Annotated in this window: 16 protein-coding genes and 1 other annotated feature; of the genes, 7 read left to right on the top strand and 9 right to left on the bottom strand. The window is 64.4% G+C overall.

Features of this window, described 5'->3' with window-relative positions:
* Nucleotides 1–9: 9 nt before the first annotated feature.
* The 5 genes from B5E43_RS08865 to glf form a co-directional block, all read right to left on the bottom strand.
* Nucleotides 10–786 carry a hypothetical protein gene (locus tag B5E43_RS08865; RefSeq protein ID WP_087395906.1) on the bottom strand — a complete coding sequence of 259 codons (777 nt, stop codon included), beginning with the start codon at nucleotides 784–786 and terminating at the stop codon, nucleotides 10–12.
* A complete protein-coding gene (locus B5E43_RS08870) occupies nucleotides 783–1,688 on the bottom strand; it encodes a permease prefix domain 1-containing protein (protein WP_087395907.1) in 906 nt (301 codons plus the stop codon). Before B5E43_RS08870 ends, B5E43_RS08865 begins: the two co-directional genes overlap by 4 nt.
* A gap of 66 nt (nucleotides 1,689–1,754) precedes the next feature.
* Nucleotides 1,755–2,105 (bottom strand): PadR family transcriptional regulator, encoded by a 351-nt coding sequence (locus tag B5E43_RS08875; protein ID WP_087395909.1) that lies wholly within the window; start codon nucleotides 2,103–2,105, stop codon nucleotides 1,755–1,757.
* Nucleotides 2,106–2,265: 160 nt separating this feature from the next.
* Nucleotides 2,266–3,294, bottom strand: coding sequence for a glycosyltransferase (locus B5E43_RS08880; protein WP_087395951.1), 1,029 nt, complete (start codon nucleotides 3,292–3,294; stop codon nucleotides 2,266–2,268).
* A gap of 42 nt (nucleotides 3,295–3,336) precedes the next feature.
* A complete protein-coding gene (gene glf / locus B5E43_RS08885) occupies nucleotides 3,337–4,506 on the bottom strand; it encodes a UDP-galactopyranose mutase (RefSeq protein ID WP_087395911.1) in 1,170 nt (389 codons plus the stop codon).
* Nucleotides 4,507–4,696: 190 nt separating this feature from the next.
* Nucleotides 4,697–4,942: a binding site (T-box leader), on the top strand.
* Between the two features lie 129 nt (nucleotides 4,943–5,071).
* Here glf and ileS point away from each other — a divergent pair.
* Nucleotides 5,072–7,834, top strand: a complete 2,763-nt coding sequence (ileS, locus tag B5E43_RS08890) for an isoleucine--tRNA ligase (protein ID WP_087395913.1) — start codon at nucleotides 5,072–5,074, stop codon at nucleotides 7,832–7,834.
* 79 nt (nucleotides 7,835–7,913) lie between these two features.
* Here ileS and B5E43_RS08895 read toward each other — a convergent pair whose 3' ends face one another.
* The 3 genes from B5E43_RS08895 to B5E43_RS15120 form a co-directional block, all read right to left on the bottom strand.
* On the bottom strand, nucleotides 7,914–9,833 hold the full coding sequence (locus B5E43_RS08895; RefSeq protein ID WP_087395914.1) for a M56 family metallopeptidase: 1,920 nt from the start codon (nucleotides 9,831–9,833) through the stop codon (nucleotides 7,914–7,916).
* Nucleotides 9,830–10,207, bottom strand: coding sequence for a BlaI/MecI/CopY family transcriptional regulator (locus tag B5E43_RS08900; protein ID WP_087395916.1), 378 nt, complete (start codon nucleotides 10,205–10,207; stop codon nucleotides 9,830–9,832). Before B5E43_RS08900 ends, B5E43_RS08895 begins: the two co-directional genes overlap by 4 nt.
* Before the next feature lie 129 nt (nucleotides 10,208–10,336).
* Complete coding sequence (locus tag B5E43_RS15120) at nucleotides 10,337–10,486, bottom strand: hypothetical protein (RefSeq protein ID WP_158099007.1); 150 nt, start codon at nucleotides 10,484–10,486, stop codon at nucleotides 10,337–10,339.
* A 336-nt stretch (nucleotides 10,487–10,822) separates the two neighbouring features.
* On the opposite strand from B5E43_RS15120, the gene rpsO reads away from it, so the two are divergent.
* The 3 genes from rpsO (at nucleotide 10,823) to B5E43_RS08915 (ending at nucleotide 14,732) form a co-directional block, all read left to right on the top strand.
* A complete protein-coding gene (gene rpsO / locus B5E43_RS08905) occupies nucleotides 10,823–11,089 on the top strand; it encodes a 30S ribosomal protein S15 (RefSeq protein ID WP_087395918.1) in 267 nt (88 codons plus the stop codon).
* Between the two features lie 370 nt (nucleotides 11,090–11,459).
* Entirely contained in the window at nucleotides 11,460–13,610 is a 2,151-nt protein-coding gene (locus tag B5E43_RS08910; protein ID WP_087395920.1) for a polyribonucleotide nucleotidyltransferase, read from the top strand.
* Between the two features lie 99 nt (nucleotides 13,611–13,709).
* On the top strand, nucleotides 13,710–14,732 hold the full coding sequence (locus B5E43_RS08915; RefSeq protein WP_087395922.1) for an acyltransferase: 1,023 nt from the start codon (nucleotides 13,710–13,712) through the stop codon (nucleotides 14,730–14,732).
* Between the two features lie 58 nt (nucleotides 14,733–14,790).
* Here the strand turns inward: B5E43_RS08915 and B5E43_RS15125 are convergent, their stop codons facing one another.
* Complete coding sequence (locus B5E43_RS15125; RefSeq protein ID WP_158099008.1) at nucleotides 14,791–14,934, bottom strand: hypothetical protein; 144 nt, start codon at nucleotides 14,932–14,934, stop codon at nucleotides 14,791–14,793.
* A 115-nt stretch (nucleotides 14,935–15,049) separates the two neighbouring features.
* On the opposite strand from B5E43_RS15125, the gene B5E43_RS08920 reads away from it, so the two are divergent.
* The 3 genes from B5E43_RS08920 to B5E43_RS15670 are packed head-to-tail and all read left to right on the top strand — an operon-like array spanning nucleotide 15,050 to nucleotide 19,194.
* Nucleotides 15,050–15,826 (top strand): TIGR00282 family metallophosphoesterase, encoded by a 777-nt coding sequence (locus B5E43_RS08920; RefSeq protein ID WP_087395924.1) that lies wholly within the window; start codon nucleotides 15,050–15,052, stop codon nucleotides 15,824–15,826.
* 33 nt (nucleotides 15,827–15,859) lie between these two features.
* Nucleotides 15,860–16,945 (top strand): DNA repair exonuclease, encoded by a 1,086-nt coding sequence (locus tag B5E43_RS08925; RefSeq protein WP_087395926.1) that lies wholly within the window; start codon nucleotides 15,860–15,862, stop codon nucleotides 16,943–16,945.
* Entirely contained in the window at nucleotides 16,936–19,194 is a 2,259-nt protein-coding gene (locus B5E43_RS15670; protein ID WP_087395928.1) for an AAA family ATPase, read from the top strand. The genes B5E43_RS08925 and B5E43_RS15670 overlap by 10 nt, the downstream gene beginning before the upstream one ends.
* Nucleotides 19,195–19,246: the final 52 nt, after the last annotated feature.

Genomic DNA, 19,246 nt, shown 5'->3' on the forward strand with positions numbered 1-19,246 from the left:
GCCTCCCTTCTATCCGCCTTGGATGGTGTTCTCCAGAGGGGAGAGGCGGGCCTGGCCCACCTCCGCCCCGGTTTGGTCATAAAAAGTGGCCAGGGCTAAAAACTCCGGGTTATGCTCCCCTCCGGGCTCGGCCCAGGTGTACAGGCTCTCCCAACTCAGCTGGGCCAGGGCCATCTGCTCCCCCACCCCGTTCCTCGGGGCGTCCTGCCAGGGAGTCTGGTCTTGGGCATCTATCCGGAACAGAAATTCCCCGCAGGGCAGCCGCTCCCCCTCCACGGAGTAGGTCCAGCTCTCCTGCCAATAGTCCCCATCCAGGGCGGTGGGCAGCGCCAGAACAAGGAGTTCCCCATCAAACCCGATCCGGGTCATCCAGGCGGACAGCTCCAGCTCCAGCCGGGCGGAAACCGCCTTCTCCGGGGCGTCCATGGACAGCAGCCAGGTGGTTGGCACATAGGCGTTCCGCAGCCCCGCCGCCACCATCAGCCCCGTCCCCTCCTCCGGCCAGTTCCAGAAGGAGAGGGCGCCGCCCTCCAGGTCACCCAGCACCACCTCCTCGGAGGTGAAGCCCACCACAAAGGGGTCCCCATTCTGCTCCACCTGGGCCACGATCTGGGATGGTTCCCTCAGATAGCGCAGCTCCAGGCGGCGGAAGGCCAGGGCAGGGGGGAGGGGACAGCCCAGCGCCCCCCAAACCAGCCCCACCAGCACCAGGGTCAGGGCCAGATTGCGAAGGATTTTTCCCTTCCGCCCCAGGCGGGGGAGGGACCAGCCTTGTTTTTCTCTCATGTCCGCTCCTCCTTCAGGGGGACGGTAATGGCCCACTCTACGCCGCCCCAGTCATAGTCCAGCCGAAACCACTCCGCCTCCGGGGGGACCTCCCACACGGACAGCCGGAACCGCTGCTCCAGCCCCTGCCCCTCCAGTTCCATGGCCAGAATGTAGGGCTCCCCCGTGCCGTGTCCCTGGCCGGTGTTTTGATAGGTGTTGCCCAAGCTGTCGGTGCCCGAAATGTAGTAGGCCGCCTCAGGATGGAGGGACAGGCCGGGCAGGCCCGTCACCGTCAGCTCGCACTCCAGGGCGTACCGGGGGGACTGGACCCCCGGCTCCTCCACGCTTTCCCCCTCAAACTGCCACAGGGCACCCCGGGTCACCTGCAGGGCATAGAGCCCCGCCCGGACCGTTTCCGTCCCCTCCACCCAGCGTATGGGGGTGCGGGTAATCCCCGTCTCCACCTCCGTCTCCCACTCCTGCCGGGGGAAGGGGGCCTCCGGATCCCCGGAGAGGTAGTATTCATAGACCAGGGCCCCATAGGGCACCTTGCCCTCGTTGGCCTCCTCCAGCATTCGCCAGGTATCCAGAGCGGAGAGGCCCCGCCAGCCCCACAGAACCAGCGCCAGGGTCAGGGTCAGCCCCAGGGTCCACTTGCTGGCCGTCCACAGGTAGCCCAGCCAGGGGGTGTGGATGCGCCCCAGCTCCCGGCCAATCTCCTCCGCCTGCCCCATCTCCTCCAACGCCCGCGCCCGGGCTTCCTCCGGAGACATGTCCGGAAAAATGCGCCGGAAATCCGCCTCCTTGTCCTCCAGGTGGGCGGCCAGCTCCGAGCGCACCGCTGCCCGGTCAGGGCCAAAGCGGATGCCTTTGGTGGCGGTGTCCAGCCATTCTGCCTCTCTTCGGTTGTCGGCTCCCATAGTCTCCCCCCTTGCCTTCATGAGGCGAAACGAAATTTTGCAGGACGTTTGTTTGCTCCCCTTCTCTCAGGAATAGGAGAGGGCGTTGGCTCCCCCGGAGAGCACGTCCTCCACCCCCTTGTGGAAGGCCGCCCACTCCGTCCGCTTCTCGTCCAGCAGCCGTTTGCCCTTTTTGGTCAGACGGTAATACTTCCGCTGCCGCCCCGTGGGCGCCTGCTGCTGGTAGGAGGAGAGGTACTTCTCCTTCTCCAGGGCGTGGAGAATGGGGTAGAGGGTCCCCTCCTGCATCTGAAAGGCGTCGTTGGAGCGGCGGGCCAGGGCCTCGATCATCTGATAGCCGTACATGTCCTCCTTCTCCAACAGTGCCAGCACCAGCAGAGTGCTGCTTCCGGCGATGAGTCCCTTGTCAAATTTCATGCTCCGCCATCCTTTCCCGGGGAATATCCCCGCACCAAAGATAATACCTTGATTCTCTAGGTATAGTATACCTAGAGAATCAAGGTATGTCAACACAAAAAAAGCGGCGGACGCATGGGAGGGATGCGTCCGCCGGCATGGGCTTTCAGAGGGAGGTCATTTAATTGAACTTGTAGATCTTCCGGGCCAGGCGGTACAGACCCACGGACAGCCGCCGTCCCTGGTAGCCGGGGAAGGCGGTAAAAGCGGAGACAGCCCGGTACTTCATTTTATGGTAGATGCCGCTGTCCACTCCCCGCAGATACTCCCACAGCTGGGTGCGCTTGCCCAGGGCCTCGGGAGTGCCGTCAATGACCAGGAAGATGGAGGAAATGGCCATCATCATGGCCAGGTAGCTGAACATGTACCGGCCCAGCTTCTTGTGCTGCTGGGAGACCAGGTTCAGGTCGTGGGAGTCGATCATCTGGTAGGTGACCCGCAGCTGCTGGTCCACCCGGGTGACCATGACCTTCTCGTTGACGGACTGGTCGGAGCGGCCAATGAAGTAGCGGTACAGGTCCACATCCAGGTAGTAGATGTTCTTCACCGAGGGCAGGGGCTGGTAGACGAAAATGTTGTCCACATAGAAGGTGTGCTTGGGCAGCTCCAGACCGCAGTCCCGAAGCATCTGGGTACGGTAGATCACCGAGTGCATGAGCAGGTACTGGGAGGGACGGAAGCGGCCGATCTGGTCCCAGTTGAAGACCCGGTTGCGGGGGAACACGTTGCGGTAGTGCATCACCCGCTGGGTGTTGGTCTCGGCGTGCTCGTAGACGTAGTTGCACACCATCATGTCGATGGGCTTTCCGTCCTTTTCAAACTGGCGCAGCTTGTCCAGAGCCTTGTGCAGGGAGGGAACGTCCACCCAGTCATCGGAGTCCACCACCTTATAATATTGACCCCGGGCGTTGCGCAGGCCCTGGTTGACCCCCTCTCCGTGGCCGCCGTTGGGCTGGTGGATGGCTCGGACAATGTCCGGGTACTGCTCCTGGTAGCGGTCGCAGATGGCGGGGGTGTCGTCCTTGGTGGAGCCGTCGTCCACCAGAATGATCTCAATGTCGTCGCCCCCCTGGAGCAGGGTGTCCACACAGTGCTCCATATAGGCGGCGGAGTTGTAGCAGGGGACAGCAAAGGTAATCAGCTTATCCATCATGGTCTCTCTCCTATGTGATTGGCGGACCGCCGTCCACCATTACTTGTTCAGCTCCTCCGCCAGGGCCAGAGCCCGGCCGGCGATGGCATCCATATTGTAGTATTTGTACTCGGCCAGCCGTCCCAGCAGGTGGAGGTTGGGGATGGCGTCGGCCAGGGCCTTGTACTTGGCGTACAGGGCGTTATTTTCCGGGTTGATGATGGCGTAGTAGGGCACCTCTTCCAGGATCCCCCCATAGGCCTTGGAGTACTCCTTGACGATGGTGGTCTTTCCCGGCAAGGTCTGGCCGGTGAGGTGCTTAAACTCGGTGATGCGGGTGTAGTCCTGGTCCACGGTGTAGTTCACCGTGCCGTAGCCCTGGAAGTCGTCCTGGGGGAGGGTCTCAAAGCGGAAGTCCAGGGTGCGGTAGGGGAGGGGACCATAACGGAAGGTGAACAATTCGTCGGCCTGTCCGGTGTAGATGACCGCCCCGGGGAAGTTCTCCCCATCCACCGTCACCCCGCCCTCGGTCACCTTCAGCCGCTCCAGGGCGTCCACCCCCAGCTCCACAGTGAGGTTGGGGTGGCAGAGCATCTTCTCAAACATGGGGGTGTAGCCTTTCAGGGGCATGCCCTGGTAGGTATCCTGGAAATAGCGGTCGTCCCGGGAGAGGAACACGGGCACCCGGGCGGTGGTGTTGGGGTCGATGTCCTCGGGCTTCTGGCCCCACTGCTTCATGGTGTAGTGGACGAAAACGTGCTCATAGACGTAGTCGGCCAGGGCGGAAATCTCCGGGTCGGAGTTCTGGCGCAGCTCCAGGATGGTCACCTTTTTCTCCGCCCCGTAGGCGGCCATGAGCTTTTCCCCCAGCCGCTTTCCCTCCTCCGCTCCGAAGGCGGTCTCCAGGGAGGTGAGGTTGAAGGGGACGGGGTAACGCAGGCGGCCGCCCTGCTCATCGGGGATGTCGGCCACCACCCGGTGCTGGTAGTCCCGCCACTGGGTGAACCGGGACAGCCAATCATAGACCTTTTGGTCGTTGGTGTGGAAAATATGGGGGCCGTACTGATGGATCAGCACTCCGGCCTCGTCCAGCCGGTCGTAGGCGTTGCCCGCCACATGGGGGCGGCGCTCCAGCACCCGCACCCGCTTGCCGCCCTCCGCCAGGCAGCGGGCGCAAACGCTGCCGGCGTAGCCCGCACCCACCACCAGCACGTCAAATGGATTCTGCAATGGGATATCCCACCTTTCCGGCCCCGGGCCGGGACCGTGTATTATCGGAATGATAATAGTCAGTATAACACATTCCCAGAGAAAAAGGAATTAAAATTCCTTGAAGATTGGGTAAAATACCCCTAAAGTCCAGCGCCTTCCCCCTTGACATCCCGCAAAGAAACCGATAAGATAAGAGAGCTTATATGGTTTACACGCGCGGATGAGGACAAGTACACCCTCCGCTCCCCGTTTTAGAGAGCCGCCGTTTGGTGCAAGGCGGACGGGGGAGAGGGCGGAAGATCACCTCGGAGCAGAGGGCCCAACCCCCGGTTTTGGGGCAGTAAGCCTTTCCGGACGGCCCCCGTTACCGGGCCGGACTTGAGTGGCCGGAGGAGCCCCTTTCTCCGGCAAGAAGAGTGGTACCGCAGAGGTTTCGTTTGCCTTTGTCTCTTTGTTGGAGACAAGGGCTTTTTTGTTTTCTTGTTCCTTTTTTGAAAAAAAGGAACCGAAAAAACTTCCTGCCCTCTTTCCGGAAACCCACAGCAAACAAATCAAACTTTCACATAGACGGAGGCACACAAACATGGACTACAACAAGACCATCCAGCTGCCCAAGACCGACTTCCCCATGCGGGCGGGCCTGCCTAACCGGGAGCCGGGCATGCTGGAGCACTGGAACCAGATGGACCTGTACCACGAGCTGCTGAAGAAGAACGAGGGCAAGCCCCGCTTCTCCCTCCACGACGGCCCTCCCTTCTCCAACGGCAACCTGCACATGGGCCACGCCCTGAACAAGTCCCTGAAAGACTTCATCACCCGGATGTACGCCATGCGGGGCCGCTACACCCCCTACATCCCCGGCTGGGACAACCACGGCATGCCCATTGAGAGCGCCATCATCAAGGAGCAGAAGCTCAACCGCAAGAACATGTCCGTCCCCGAGTTCCGCACCGCCTGCCACAACTACGCCCAGAAGTACATCGACATCCAGATGGACGGCTTCAAGCGCATGGGCGTGCTGGGGGACTGGGAGCACCCCTACAAGACCATGGACCCCGGCTTTGAGGCCGAGGAGGTAAAGGTCTTTGGGGAGATGTACAAGAAGGGCTACATCTACAAGGGCCTCAAGCCCGTGTACTGGTGCCCCAAGGACGAGACCGCCCTGGCCGAGGCGGAGATCGAGTACCAGGACGACCCCTGTACCACCGTGTACGTAAAGTTCCAGGTTAAGGACGACCAGGGCAAGCTCAGCCAGTACGGCGATCTTTCCAAGATGTACTTCCTCATCTGGACCACCACCATCTGGACCCTGCCCGGCAACCTGGCCATCGCCGTCCACCCCCGGGAGAGCTACGTGCTGGTGAAGGCGGACAACGGCGAGCAGTATATCCTGGCCGAGGCCCTGTGCGCCAAGGTCATGAAGGTGGGCGGCATCGAGCACTACGAGATCGTCAAGCAGTTCCAGGGCTCCGACTTTGAGTATATGCTGGCCCAGCACCCCTTCCTGGACAAGACCTCCCAGCTGTGCTGCGCCGAGTACGTGACCATGGACTCCGGTACCGGCTGCGTCCACACCGCCCCCGGCTTCGGCGCCGACGACTACGAGACCTGCAAGCGCTACAAGATCGACATGGTGGTCCCCGTGGACGACCAGGGCCGTCACACCGACTACGCCGGCAAGTACGCCGGCATGAAGACCGACGAGTCCAACCCCGTCATTCTGGCGGACATGAAGGAGAGCGGCGCCCTCTTTGCCAGCGAGGACATCGTTCACTCCTACCCTCACTGCTGGCGGTGCAAGAACCCCATCATCTTCCGGGCTACCCCCCAGTGGTTCTGCTCCGTGGACGCCTTCAAGGACGAGGCCTGCGCCGCCTGCGACGACGTGCGCTGGGTGCCCGCCTGGGGCATCGACCGGATGAAGTCCATGATCCGGGAGCGTGCCGACTGGTGTATCTCCCGTCAGCGCCGGTGGGGCCTGCCCATCCCCGTGTTCTACTGTGCCGACTGCGGCAAGCCCATCTGCACCGACGAGACCATCGCCGCGGTGAGCAAGCTCTTTGGGGAGAAGGGCTCCAACGCCTGGTATGAGATGGAGGCCGCCGACATCCTGCCCAAGGACTTCGCCTGCCCCCACTGCTTGTCCAAGTCCGGCTTCACCAAGGAGGAGGACACCCTGGACGGCTGGTTCGACTCCGGCTCCACCCACTTCGCCTCCATGAAGAAGGACCAGGGCTTCTGGCCCGCCGACATGTACCTGGAGGGCCTGGACCAGTACCGCGGCTGGTTCCAGTCCAGCCTGCTCACCGCTGTGGGCGCTCTGGGCCAGGGCGCTCCCTTCAAGGAGTGCGTCACCCACGGCTGGACGGTGGACGGCGAGGGCAAGGCCATGCACAAGTCCCTGGGCAACGGCGTGGACCCCGCTGACATCTTCAAGAAATACGGCGCCGACCTGCTCCGTCTGTGGGCGGGCTCCGCGGACTACCATGTGGACGTGCGCTGCTCCGACAACATCTTCAAGCAGCTGTCCCAGAACTACCTGAAATTCCGCAACACCGCCCGGTACTGCCTGGGCAACCTGGCGGGCTTCGACCCCAACCACCTGGTTGGGCCCGAGGAGATGCTGGAGCTGGACAAGTGGGCGGTGACCAAGCTCAATGAGCTCATTGCCAAGTGCTTCGCCGCCTATGACAACTATGAGTTCCATGTGGTCTCCCACGCCATCAACGACTTCTGCGTGGTGGAGCTGTCCAGCTTCTATCTGGACATCATCAAGGACCGGCTGTACTGCGACGAGGCCGACGGCCTCTCCCGCCGCTCTGCCCAGACCGCCCTGTGGCTCATTCTGGACACCATCACCAAGCTCTTCGCCCCCATCCTCTGCTTCACCTGCGACGAGATCTGGCTGTCCATGCCCCACCGGGATGGAGACGATGGCCGCAACGTGGTCCTCAACGAGATGAACCAGCCCTTCACCGCCTACGCCCTGGACGAGGACGCCATGGCCGCCTGGGCCGGTCTCATCGACGTGCGCAACCAGGTCAACGCCGCCCTGGAGAGCGCCCGGAACGAGAAGAAGATCGGCAAGAGCCTGGAAGCCAAGGTCACCATCCCCGCCGCCAAGCTGGCCGGTGCCCGTCAGGTCAACCTGGAGGAGCTGGCCGACCTGCTCATCGTCTCCCAGGTGGAGGTGTCCGAGGACGCCGCTGAGGTGCAGGTGGCTCCCGCCCAGGGAGAGAAGTGCGAGCGGTGCTGGAAGCGCCACCCCATGGTGGGCTCCGACCCCAAGCACCCCACCCTGTGCCCCCGCTGCGCCAAGGTGGTAGCCGCTCTGGACGTGGAGTGATCGCTCCGTACACCCTATCCAATAGCAAGCCCCGCCGCCCATTTGGGCGGCGGGGCGTTTTTCACCGTGTGGCCCGGCCTCAGCCGGTCTGCCACACCTCCTGGTCGGCCTGCTGGCCGATGTCGAAGTAAAAGTCCATGTCGTAGAGGGCGTCCCCCACCGCAAATTCTCCCCGCACCGTGTAGTGGGCGCTGTAGGGGGCCAGGGGGAGAAGGTCACCCTCCAGCTCCTGGGAGGAGAGGGTGTAGCGCTCGCTGCCGTCCCACCGCTCCACGGTGACGGTGTAGCCGTCGTAAGGAGAGGGGGAGAACATCAGCACCGCCTTTGTGAGGGTCCGGCCAAAGGTCCCGCCCACCCCGAAGGATTCATCGTCCGGCACCCGGGTGCCCTGAGCGTCGGTGATGGACCACACCCGGCTCATGGCAGACAGGGGCGGGTCTTGGGGGTTTCCATCGGGGCCGTCGAAGGAGAGCTGCAGCTCCGGCCTGGAACGGGGCGGGTCCGGGTCGGGGACGGTAAAGTCCAGCAGGGAGTCCAGATAGTCCCAGTCGATCTCCCCATCCACCAGGAAGGTGAGATCCCCCTGGCCGTCATAGGGGATGCCGGCCGTCAGCACCCCGTCACTCAAGATAATATAGGTGCGGCTCACATCCTCTCCATCCGCCTGTTCCATGTAGTCCAGCCAGAGCTGCCGCCCCTCCTTTAACTCATAGCGCCCCGCGTACACCTGCCGCAGGGGGAGGGAGACGAGATACTCGGTAATCGCCCCGGCGTCATAGCCGAACACATCTTGGTATTTCTCCTCCGGCTCATGCCAGCTATCCACAGTCACCCGGTCCAGGGTGATCCCCTGGGGGGCCCGGTCAAAGATCAGCTCCCGGGCGCTGGCCGGGCTGTCCGCCAGGGCCACCGACCCAAAGGTGACGAAGAGGGCGAACATGCTCACCCCCACCGCCAGGCTCCCGGCCAGCCGCCGTCCCGGCTTCATCACCCGTTTCAAGCGGTAGCGCAGACTGCCCGCCGCCGCGGACAAGCAGGTGGTGTAGCCCCGTCCGGTGCCCGCGCTGTTCAGCAGCAGAAGGGCGTACTCCTTCCGGGTGCCCTCGTCCGCCCCCTCCAGCACCGCCTCGTCGCAGCTGAGCTCCAGGTCCTCCGCCGCCCTCCGGCAGGCCAGCCAGCCCAGGGGGTTGAACCAGCACATGGCGGCACAGAAGCCCAAAAACACCTTGGTGCGGCTGTCGCAGCGGATGATATGGCGCAGCTCGTGGCGGAAAATGAGTTCCCGCTCTTTGGGCGAGTAGGAGGCCCGGGGGAGGGCCAGCACCATGGTGCGCTCAAAGCAGCCCACCGTCATGGGGGTGCCCACCTGGGGCCACACCAGAATGGGGATGTCCCGCTTCACCCCGTGGCGGCGACACTCCATGTTCCACTGCCGGAGCACCTCCGGGTCCTCCAGGGGCTGTCCAGTCCGGAGGAGGGTGCGGCGCAGGCTCAAGTGGGACAGAACCTGCCAGCCCACCACCCCCACAAAGCCCAGGGCCCACAGGGCCAGGGCGGGGAGGAGGAGGGGCCGGGGCAGGGGAAGGGCGGCCAGGGCGGTGCGCTGGAGGTTTGGTTGGTAGGTCATCACATACAAAAAGGTGGGGGTGAGCCACAGGGCGGCGCAGGCTCGGGCGCTGATTACCCGGCGCAGCAGGGGCAGAAGGAGCAGGAGCAGGGCGTAGTAGGCGCTGATGTGAAGAAACAGCAGCCCCAGCTGCCCGGCCACAAGGTGGAACACGCCTCGTCTGTCCATCCAGAACACAGCTGGTACCACCAGCCCCATCCCCAGGACCACCAGGATGTACAGGGGCAGCATCAGCGGCTCGATGAGGTAGGTCTTATGCCCCGGCTTCAGGGGGCCGTACTGCAGCTGATCCTCCAGTTCCCGGCGGCCGGAAAAGGCCCGGGCCGTCACCCCGCCCACAAACAGGGCGAAGAGAACCAACCAAGCGTTCACAGCTCTCCCTCCTCCAGCAGGCGGCTCAGCTCCTCCAATTCCTCCCGGCTCAGGCCGCTGTCACACAGGGCGGTGGCGAACAGGTGCAGGTCCCCGCCGCACAGCTTGCGGATCATCCGCCCGCTCTGGGCGGCCAGATACTCCTGGCGGGTGAAGGTGGGGGTGTAGCCATTCACTCTGCCCCGCTTCTCCATCACCAGGGCCCCCTTCTGGGTCAGCCGGGTGAGCAGGGTGAGGATGGTGGTGGAGGCCAGGGGGTGGGTGTCCTTCAGCTTTTCCTCCACATCCCCCCGTGTCACCGGGGGCTGGCAGTCCCACACCGCCTGCATCACCTCCAGCTCCCCATCGGGGAGACGGTCGATTTTCCGTGACATGGTATCCCTCCTCTACAATTGTAGTTTTCAATTATATTCTACAGTCGTAGAAGATCAATGTCAAGAGGGGCGGGGGCAACTTTGCCCCCGCCCCGGGTGTTCGGATTTCTTTGACTGGCCGATGCTCCCTCAGCCCTCCTGTTCGGGGTGGAGATAGGCCTGGAGCACCTTGAGAATGAGGCCCGAGGCGCTCAGGCGCTCCTGCCGGGCCCGCTCCTCCAGCTCCTGTTTAAACTCCTTGGTGGCCCGGAAGCTGATCTGGGCGTCCTGCTTTGCCATGCCGGCTCCTCCTTTGCCGCCCAACTGGGCTTTTTTCTTATTATACCTCTTTTTTGGCTTGGTGTCTCCTCTTTTCCCGGTCCTCTTTTGAGGAGGAGGGTACAAAGCGGCCCAATATCTTGTACACGGGGACAAAATTCCGAAATTTCCTTGGAAAACCGGGACTTTTTCCTTTACATGCGGGGAAAATTATGATATATTATCCAAGCATGCAAATCATTTGCTGCCCATTCGCCCTCCCGCTTGGTTCCGGGATATGGCCCGCGCAGGTGCGCGGGGCTTCACCCGCCCGCTACCCGGCTTAAGGGCAAGACAATTTGAAAGGTGGAATTTCCCATGATCCGTAAGGACGAGAAGACGGCCGTTATCGAGGCCAACCGCACCCATGAGACCGACACTGGTTCCCCCGAGGTCCAGATCGCCATTCTCACCGCTCGCATCAACGAGCTGACCGAGCACCTGAAGGTGCACATCCACGACAACCACAGCCGCCGCGGCCTGTACAAGATGATCGGTAAGCGCCGCAAGCTGCTGGACTACCTGATGGCTAAGGACATCGAGCGTTACCGTGCCATCATCGCCAAGCTGGGCATCCGTAAGTAAGAAGAAGCGCGTAGGATAGGCGCGCAGGGGAGCTTGGACCGGAGCGACGGATACAAACCAAGCGGGGCAAGGCCCAGCTGTTTGTGTCCGGAGGCGCAGGGAAAGCGACCCGGCCGCGCGCCCAATCCGCAGCGTGACATCACGAGGAGCGGATTGCCCGATCCGCAGCGTGACCATGATGTGCCTCATAGGGCAGCGCCTTTTGCGTGCTGCCCTATGTTCACATATAAAACCAAAACCACATCCCGGAGCTGCGCCGCTGTTTTAGCAGTTGAATGCAGGGTGGAAGGATTTGTCCACCCCGGATTCAAGTGCTAAAAGGTTGGTCAAGGCTCCGGACCCAAACACTACAAAGAAAAGGAGTAAGGACATGTCAACCATTATTAAGCACAAGCAGTTCCCCAACTACAAGACCTGGACCATGGACCTGTGCGGCCGTCCCCTGACCATCGAGGTGGGCAAGGTGGCCGAGCTGGCCAACGCCTCCGCCATGGTAAAGTACGGCGACACCACCGTCATGGTGGCCGTCACCGTCTCCCCCCGTCCCCGGGACGGTGTGGACTTCTTCCCCCTGAGCGTGGACTTTGAGGAGAAGCTGTACGCCGTGGGCCGGATCCCCGGCTCCTTCATGCGCCGGGAGGGCCGTCCCTCTCTGCCCGCCGTGCTGGCCAGCCGCCTCATCGACCGGCCCATGCGCCCCCTGTTCCCCTATGACTTCCGCAACGACGTGTGCATCCAGTGCACCGTCATGAGCGTGGACTACGACTGCTCCCCCGAGGTGGCCGCCATGATCGGCGCCTCCGCCTGCGTGAGCTACTCCGAGATCCCCTTCGCCGGCCCCATCGGCTGCCTGGAGGTGGGCTATGTGGACGGCCAGATCGTCTTCAACCCCAACCAGGAGCAGCGCAAGCGCTCCCGCATGGACGTGACCGTGGCCGCCACCCAGGAGAAGGTGGTCATGATCGAGGCCGGCGCCGACGAGATCCCCGATGAGATCATGTACGCCGGCATCGTGAAGGCCCACGAGGAGATCCGCAAGCAGATCGCCTTCATCAACCAGATCGTCTCCGAGATCGGCAAGCCCAAGATGGAGTACGACCACGCCCAGTTCAACCAGGAGCTGTTTGACAAGATCGTCTCCGAGTTCATGGACGAGGCCAAGGCCGCCATGGACACCGACGACAAGAACATCCGGGAGCAGCGCTGGAACGCCATGATCGACCACTGGCACGAGAAGTATCTGGAAGAGTATCCGGATATGGACCAGTACCTGGAGGAGTTCACCTACAAGTTCCAGAAGAAGATCGTCAAGGCCTGGCTGCTGGAGGGCCACCGCGTGGATGGCCGCGCCAAGAACGAGATTCGTCCTCTGGCCGCCGAGGTGGGCGTGCTGCCCCGGGTCCACGGCTCCGGCCTGTTCACCCGCGGTCAGACCCAGGTGCTCTCCGTGGCCACCCTGAACACCCTCTCCGCCTCCCAGAAGCTGGACACCATCTGGGAAGAGGACGAGAAGCGCTATATGCACCACTACAACTTCCCGCCCTACTCCGTGGGTGAGGCCAAGCCTCCCCGTTCCACCAACCGCCGGGAGTTTGGCCACGGCGCTCTGGCCGAGCGGGCTCTGGTGCCCGTGCTGCCCAGCGTAGAGGAGTTCCCCTACGCCATCCGCGTGGTGTCTGAGGTTCTCTCCTCCAACGGCTCCACCTCCCAGGGCTCCATCTGCGGCTCCACCCTGGCCCTTATGGACGCCGGTGTGCCCATCAAGGCCCCTGTGGCCGGCATCTCCTGCGGCCTGATCCAGGACGACGACGGCGGCTTCACCACCTTCATCGACATCCAGGGCGTGGAGGACTTCCACGGCGAGATGGACTTCAAGGTGGCCGGCACCAAGTCCGGTATCACCGCCATCCAGATGGACCTGAAGAACGACGGTCTGTCCCACGAGATCATCAAGCAGGCCCTGGAGATCACCCGGGACGCCCGCTTCGCCATCCTGGACGAGATCATGCTCCCCTGCATCTCCGCTCCCCGCTCTGAGGTGAGCAAGTTCGCTCCCAAAATGATCACCCTTAAAATCGATCCCGACCGCATCCGTGAGGTCATCGGCAAGGGCGGCTCCGTCATCCAGAAGATTACCGCCGAGTCCGGCGCCCAGATCGACATCGAGGACGACGGCACCATCCACATCGCCTCCCCCGACGCCGCCTCCTGCGACACCGCCAAGAAGATGATCGAGACCATCGTGTTCGTCCCCGAGGTGGGCGGCCTGTACTACGGCAAGGTGGTCCGCATCCTCCAGTTCGGCGCCTTCGTGGAGCTGGCCCCCGGCAAGGACGGCATGGTCCACATCTCCAAGCTGGCTGACCACCGGGTAGAGAAGGTGGAGGACGTGGTGAACATCGGCGATATGATCTGGGTCAAGGTCACCGATATCGACGACAAGGGCCGCGTCAACCTGAGCTACAAGGACGCGCTGAAGGAGATCAAGGCCAAGAAAGAGGCCGGCGAGCCCATCAAGTAAGGTTTCCCTATCCGCCGCATTCCGCCGGCCGGGCACTCCGCCCGGCCGGCGTTTTCCATTCGTCCGGGGTACAGTTCCCCCGCCCCAAGAGGTGCTTTTATGGATTATGGACTGCTCAGCCGCTACCGCTCCCAGCTGATGGGGGCGGCCATGGTGTGGGTCATGCTCTTCCACGCCCCCGATCTGGCCCCCCAGGGCTCCCTCCCCGACCTCATCCGGGCGGCGGGCTTTGGCGGGGTAGACATTTTCATCCTCCTGTCCGCCATGGGCCTGGCCCTGTCCCTGGAGCGCCGGGACCAGGACTACGCCGCCTTTCTGGCCCGGCGGGGGGAGCGGCTGCTGCCCGCCTACTTCGTGGTGATGGTGCCCTACACCCTCTGGCTCATCCTCACCAAGGGGGCCACCTGGTCCAGCCTGTTCTGGAACGCCTCTCTGCTGTACTACTGGGTGCGCCCCTCCGGGGCCTTCAACTGGTATGTGGCGGGGGCCATGACCCTCTATGCCATCACCCCCTTCTGTTTTCGCCGCCTCCGGGCCTCCCGACACCGGGAGGGGCTGACGGCGGCGGCCTGCGTGGCCGCCCTGGCCCTGTGCCAGCTGTTCACCCACGAGGGGTACTGGCATGTCACCGACCTTTTCTTCCGCGTTCCCGTGTTCTTCCTGGGGCTGCTCATGGGCCTCTATGTGGGGGAGGGGCGGCGGCTGTCCCGCCGGGACTACGCCTTCTGGGCGGCCGCCCTGGTGGTGGGGACGGCCTACCTTTACGTCAGCCTCACCGCCATCTGGGAGCCCTGGCCCGTCCACTTCCCCGAGTGCCACCTGTTCCTGTTCACCACCGTCCCCATGTGCCTGGTGCTGGCCTTTTGTCTAGAGCGGCTCCCCCTGGGGGGACTGAGCCAGCTGCTGGAGCTCATCGGGAAAAACAGCCTGGAAATCTACCTGCTCAACGTCTCCCTCTTCGTCCCCTTCCAGGCCCTGCCCCAGGGGTGTCCGGTCCCGGCTCCGGTATACTACCTGGGCTCCATCCTTCTCAACATCGCCCTGGGCTGTCTCCTCCACCGCCTGGTGGAGGAGGGAAAGGCCGCCTGGCGGGAGCGCCGGAAAACCGCCGCTGCCCGATGAAGGGACCCATTTGTGCAAAAAGGCCCGGAACGGTTCTTGCCGTTCCGGGCTTTCTCCTTTATTCCTGGGGCACCGAGATCTCCTCCTCCACCAGCAGGATGGAGCCGTCCTCTCCGCTCATGTGGATGCTCATGCAGTGGAACTGCCCCTGTTCGTCCACAAAGGTGAGTCCCCGGCTGGCCACATCCCCATAAAAGGCCATCCCCACCCCCGCTGTCTATCCCGGGGAGCAGTTGCGCCGGGCGGGAAAATCCTTTATAATGGGCCGAGAAGATTTCAGTCCCCGGGCTGCATGCCCGGGCGAGAAAGGAACTGCTATGCTGCTGAATATATTGGCCGTGGGCGACGTGGTGGGGGAGGGAGGCCAGGACATTCTGGCCCGCCGCCTGCCCCAGCTGCGGGAGGAGACCCAGGCCCACTTTGCGGTGGTCAACGGAGAGAACGCCTCCGGGGTGGGCATCACCCCCGCCCAGGCCCGGCGGATTCTGGAGGCCGGGGCGGACGTGATCACCCTGGGCAACCATACCTGGAACCGCATTCAGATCGGGGACTACCTGGACAAGGAGCCCCGCATCCTCCGTCCGGCCAACTACGCCGGCCGGGTGCCCGGCCGGGGCTTTGGCATCTACCCCTGCAAGGGCTTCCGGGTGGCGGTGCTCAACCTGATGGGCCGGGTGGAGCTTAACCCCAACCTGGACAGCCCCTTCAAGGCCACCAATTTCCTCCTCCGGGGGAGTGACTACGACCTGGCCCTGGTGGACTTCCACGCCGAGGCCACCAGCGAGAAGGGGGCCATGGCCTGGTTTTTGGACGGAAAGGTCCAGGCCGTCTGGGGCACCCACACCCACGTCCCCACCGCCGACTGCCAGATCCTGCCCAAGGGCACCGGCTTTGTCACCGACCTGGGGATGACCGGACCCAGCCGCTCGGTGCTGGGCATACGCCCGGAGCACTCCATCAACCTGTTTTTGGGCGGCCTGCCCCGGCGGTATGAGGAGGCGGAGGGCCCCTGCAAGCTCAACGCCTGCCTGTTTACCCTGGACACGGAGAAAAAACGCTGCGTGGCCGTCCGCCGCGCCGACATTCAGGAGTGAGAACCCCTCTCCTCCCAGAAAGGAACTTGACCCATGGTGCGATTCATCCACGGGGCTGACTTCCACCTGGACAGCCCCTTTTCCGGCCTCACTCCCCAACAGGCCGCCCAGCGGCGTGGGGAACAGCGGGAGCTGCTGGACCGTCTGGCCGGGCTTGCCCGGGAGCGGCAGGCCCAGCTGGTGCTGCTGTCCGGGGACCTGCTGGACTCCCAACAGGTCTACGCCGAGACCGCCCAGGCCCTCAGCCGGTGTCTGGGCTCCATCCCCTGCCCGGTGCTGATTGCCCCGGGCAACCACGACTGTCTGGTCCCCGGGTCGGTCTACTCCACCCTGGACTGGCCAGACAACGTCCACATCTTCTTCTCCGATGCCATGGAGCGCGTGGATCTGCCGGAGCTGAACTGCACGGTGTACGGCCGGGCCTTTTTGGAGCCCCGGCAGGACCGCTCCCCTCTGGCGGGCTTCCATGCGGAGGAGGACGGCGCCTTCCGCCTGGGCTGTCTCCACGGGGACACCGCCCCCAACAGCCCCTACGGCCCCCTCACCCAGGAGGAGATGGCCGCCAGCGGCCTTCATTACCTGGCCCTGGGCCACATCCACCAGGCCAGCGGCCTGCAGCGGGCGGGGGAGACCTTCTGGGCCTACCCCGGCTGCCCCGAGGGCCGGGGCTTTGACGAGCTGGGGGAGAAGGGCGTACTGTACCTGGAGGGGGAGCCGGGGCGGGTGACGGCCCAATTTGTCTCCCTGTGCAAGCGGCGGTATGGGCGCAGGACGGTGGACCTCACCGGCCAACCAGACCCCCTGGCCGCCATCCTGGCCGCCCTGCCCGATGACACGGGGGAGGACATCTACCGCCTCATCCTCACCGGGGAGGGGGAGGCCCCCGACCTGGCCGCCCTGGAGCAGGCCCTGGCCCCCCGCTTTTTCTCCCTGCAGCTCCGGGACCGCACCCGCCTGCCTGTGGACCTGTGGCGGCGTCGGGAGGAGGACACCCTCACGGGCCTCTTTCTCCGGGAGCTGTGGCCCCTGTGCCAGGCTGACCCGGACAACCGCATCTATCAGCTGGCCGCCCGGTTTGGGCTGGCCGCCCTGGAAGGAGGGGAAGACCCGTGGCTGTGACCATCCGCTCCATGACCGCCACCTTCGGCAAGCTGGACCGGGCCCATCTGGAGCTGGAGGAGGGGTTCAACCTCATAAAAGCCCCCAACGAGGGGGGCAAGTCCACCTGGTGCGCCTTCTGGAAGGCCATGCTCTACGGCATCGACACCCGGGACCGGGACCGGAAGGGCTATTTGGCGGACAAAAACCGCTACCAGCCCTGGTCGGGCGCCCCCATGGAGGGGGAGGTGCGGCTCATTTGGCAGGGCCGGGACATCACCATCCGCCGGGGGCCCAGGGGGAACACCCCCTTCGGGGCCTTTTCCGCCGTGTACACCGCCACAGGGGAGCCGGTGCCCGACCTCACCGCCGCCACCTGCGGAGAACTGCTCACCGGGGTGGGGAAAGAGGTCTTTGAGCGCTCGGCCTTCATTGGCTCCGGGGGCGACCTCACCGTCACTGCCGCCCCGGAGCTGGAAAAGCGCATCGCCGCCCTGGTCTCCTCCGGGGAGGAGGATGTATCCTTTTCCCAGACCCAGGCCACACTAAGCCAGTGGCGCAACCGCCGCCAGGTCAACCGCAGCGTGGGTCTCATCCCCAAGCTGGAGGGGGAGCTGGAGCAGGTAGAACAGGCCCTCCGGGCCCAGGAGGAGGTGGCCCTGCGCATCTCCCAGCTCTCCGGGGAGCGGGAGGCGCTGATGGAGGAGCAAAAGGCCCTCACCGCCGAGGTCCGGCTCCACCGCGCCCAGGCCCAGAGCGCCCTGGACGCCCGCTTTGCCCAGGCCAAGGGGGAGCTGGACCAGGCCCGGCAGCAGCTTGCCGCCCTGGAGGGGGAGGCCGGGAAGTACGGCCCTCTCCCGGACAAGGAAAAGCTGAAGGGGGCTCAGGGGGAACTGCAGTACCTAAAAGTCCTCACCGAGGAGATCCGCCAGGGGGAGGACGCCCTGAAGCAGGCGGAGGACGCCTACGTCCAGGCCCAGATCGACGCCCAGGACCCCCTGTTTCAGGGGCTGTCCGGGGAGGAAGCGGGTCAGCGGGTACAGAAGGATTTACAGGAATACGCCGTGTATGAGAACACCGCCCGGGCCAAGGACCTGGGCAGCCGGGTCTTCCCCCTGTTTGGCCTGGCTGTCCTTGTGGTGTGCGCCCTGGTGGGCTTTGTCCGGGAGCACGCCCTTGTGACCTACCCCCTGTATTTGGGGCTTGTGGTGCTGGGCATCACCCTGCTCTCCGCCCTGGTCTCCCGGAGCAACGCCCGGGACTGGCGCGCCAAGGCGGCAAAACTTCTGGGCCGCTACGGGGTCCAGACCCCCCAGGAGGCCCTGGATTTGGCCGAGGACTACCGGGAGCGCTGCCGGAAGGCGGAGGAGGCCGCCGCCCAGGCCAAGGCGGTCCGGGGCGCCCTCAACGACCGGAAGGCCCGCCGGGACAACAGTCAAACGGACCTCATCGCCTTTGTCCACACCTTTGCCCCTCAAATCACTGACCTCTTCGGCTGTTCCGCCGCCCTGTCCCGGGCCCTGAGTCTGGACCACGAGCTGGCCCTGGCCCGGGAGCGGGTGGAGGAGCGACGCCGCCGGGCGGAGGATCTGGCCGCCCAGGGGGGCCGGGAATGCCAGAATTTGTCCCAGAGCCCCGCTCCGGTCCGCACCCCCCAGGAGACCGACCGGGCCCTGGCCCGGGTGACGGGAGAGCTGGAGCAGGTGGAGCGGGAGCTCAACCAGGCCCTGGGCCGTCAGCGGGCCCAGGGGGACCCCGCCGCCCTCCACGCCCAGCAGGAGGCGCTGCAGGAGGCGCTGGGGCGGCGGCAGGAGGAGCACCAGGCCCTTCAAACTGCCCTGTCCGCCCTGGAACGGGCCAACACCCTGCTCCAGGAGCGGTTTTCCCCCAAGCTCAGCCGTCTGGCCGGGGACTATCTGGCCCGGCTCACCGGCGGGGCCTACGCCTCCCTCACCCTGAACCGGGAGCTGGAGGGGAGCGCCCAGCGCCCCGGCGACGTGCTGCCCCGGAGCGTGCTGGCCCTGTCCCGGGGCACCGCCGACCAGGTGTACCTGGCGGTGCGGCTGGCGGTCTGCCGGCTGTGCCTGCCCGACCGGCCTCCGGCGGTGCTGGACGACGCCCTGGCCGCCTTTGACGACGGGCGTCTGGCCCAGGCCCTGGACCTGCTCCGGGAGCTGGCGGAGGAGGGACAGGTGCTGCTGTTCACCTGCCAAAACCGGGAGGGGGAGCTGTTGGCCCACACCCCCGGCGTCCATCAAACCGCGCTGTAATAGTTGCAATTTTTCCCCTTCCGGCTTATAATAGTATGCCGTATGAAACGAA

This window comes from Flavonifractor sp. An100 (assembly GCF_002161175.1).
In the GTDB taxonomy this organism is placed as follows: Bacteria; Bacillota; Clostridia; order Oscillospirales; family Oscillospiraceae; genus Lawsonibacter.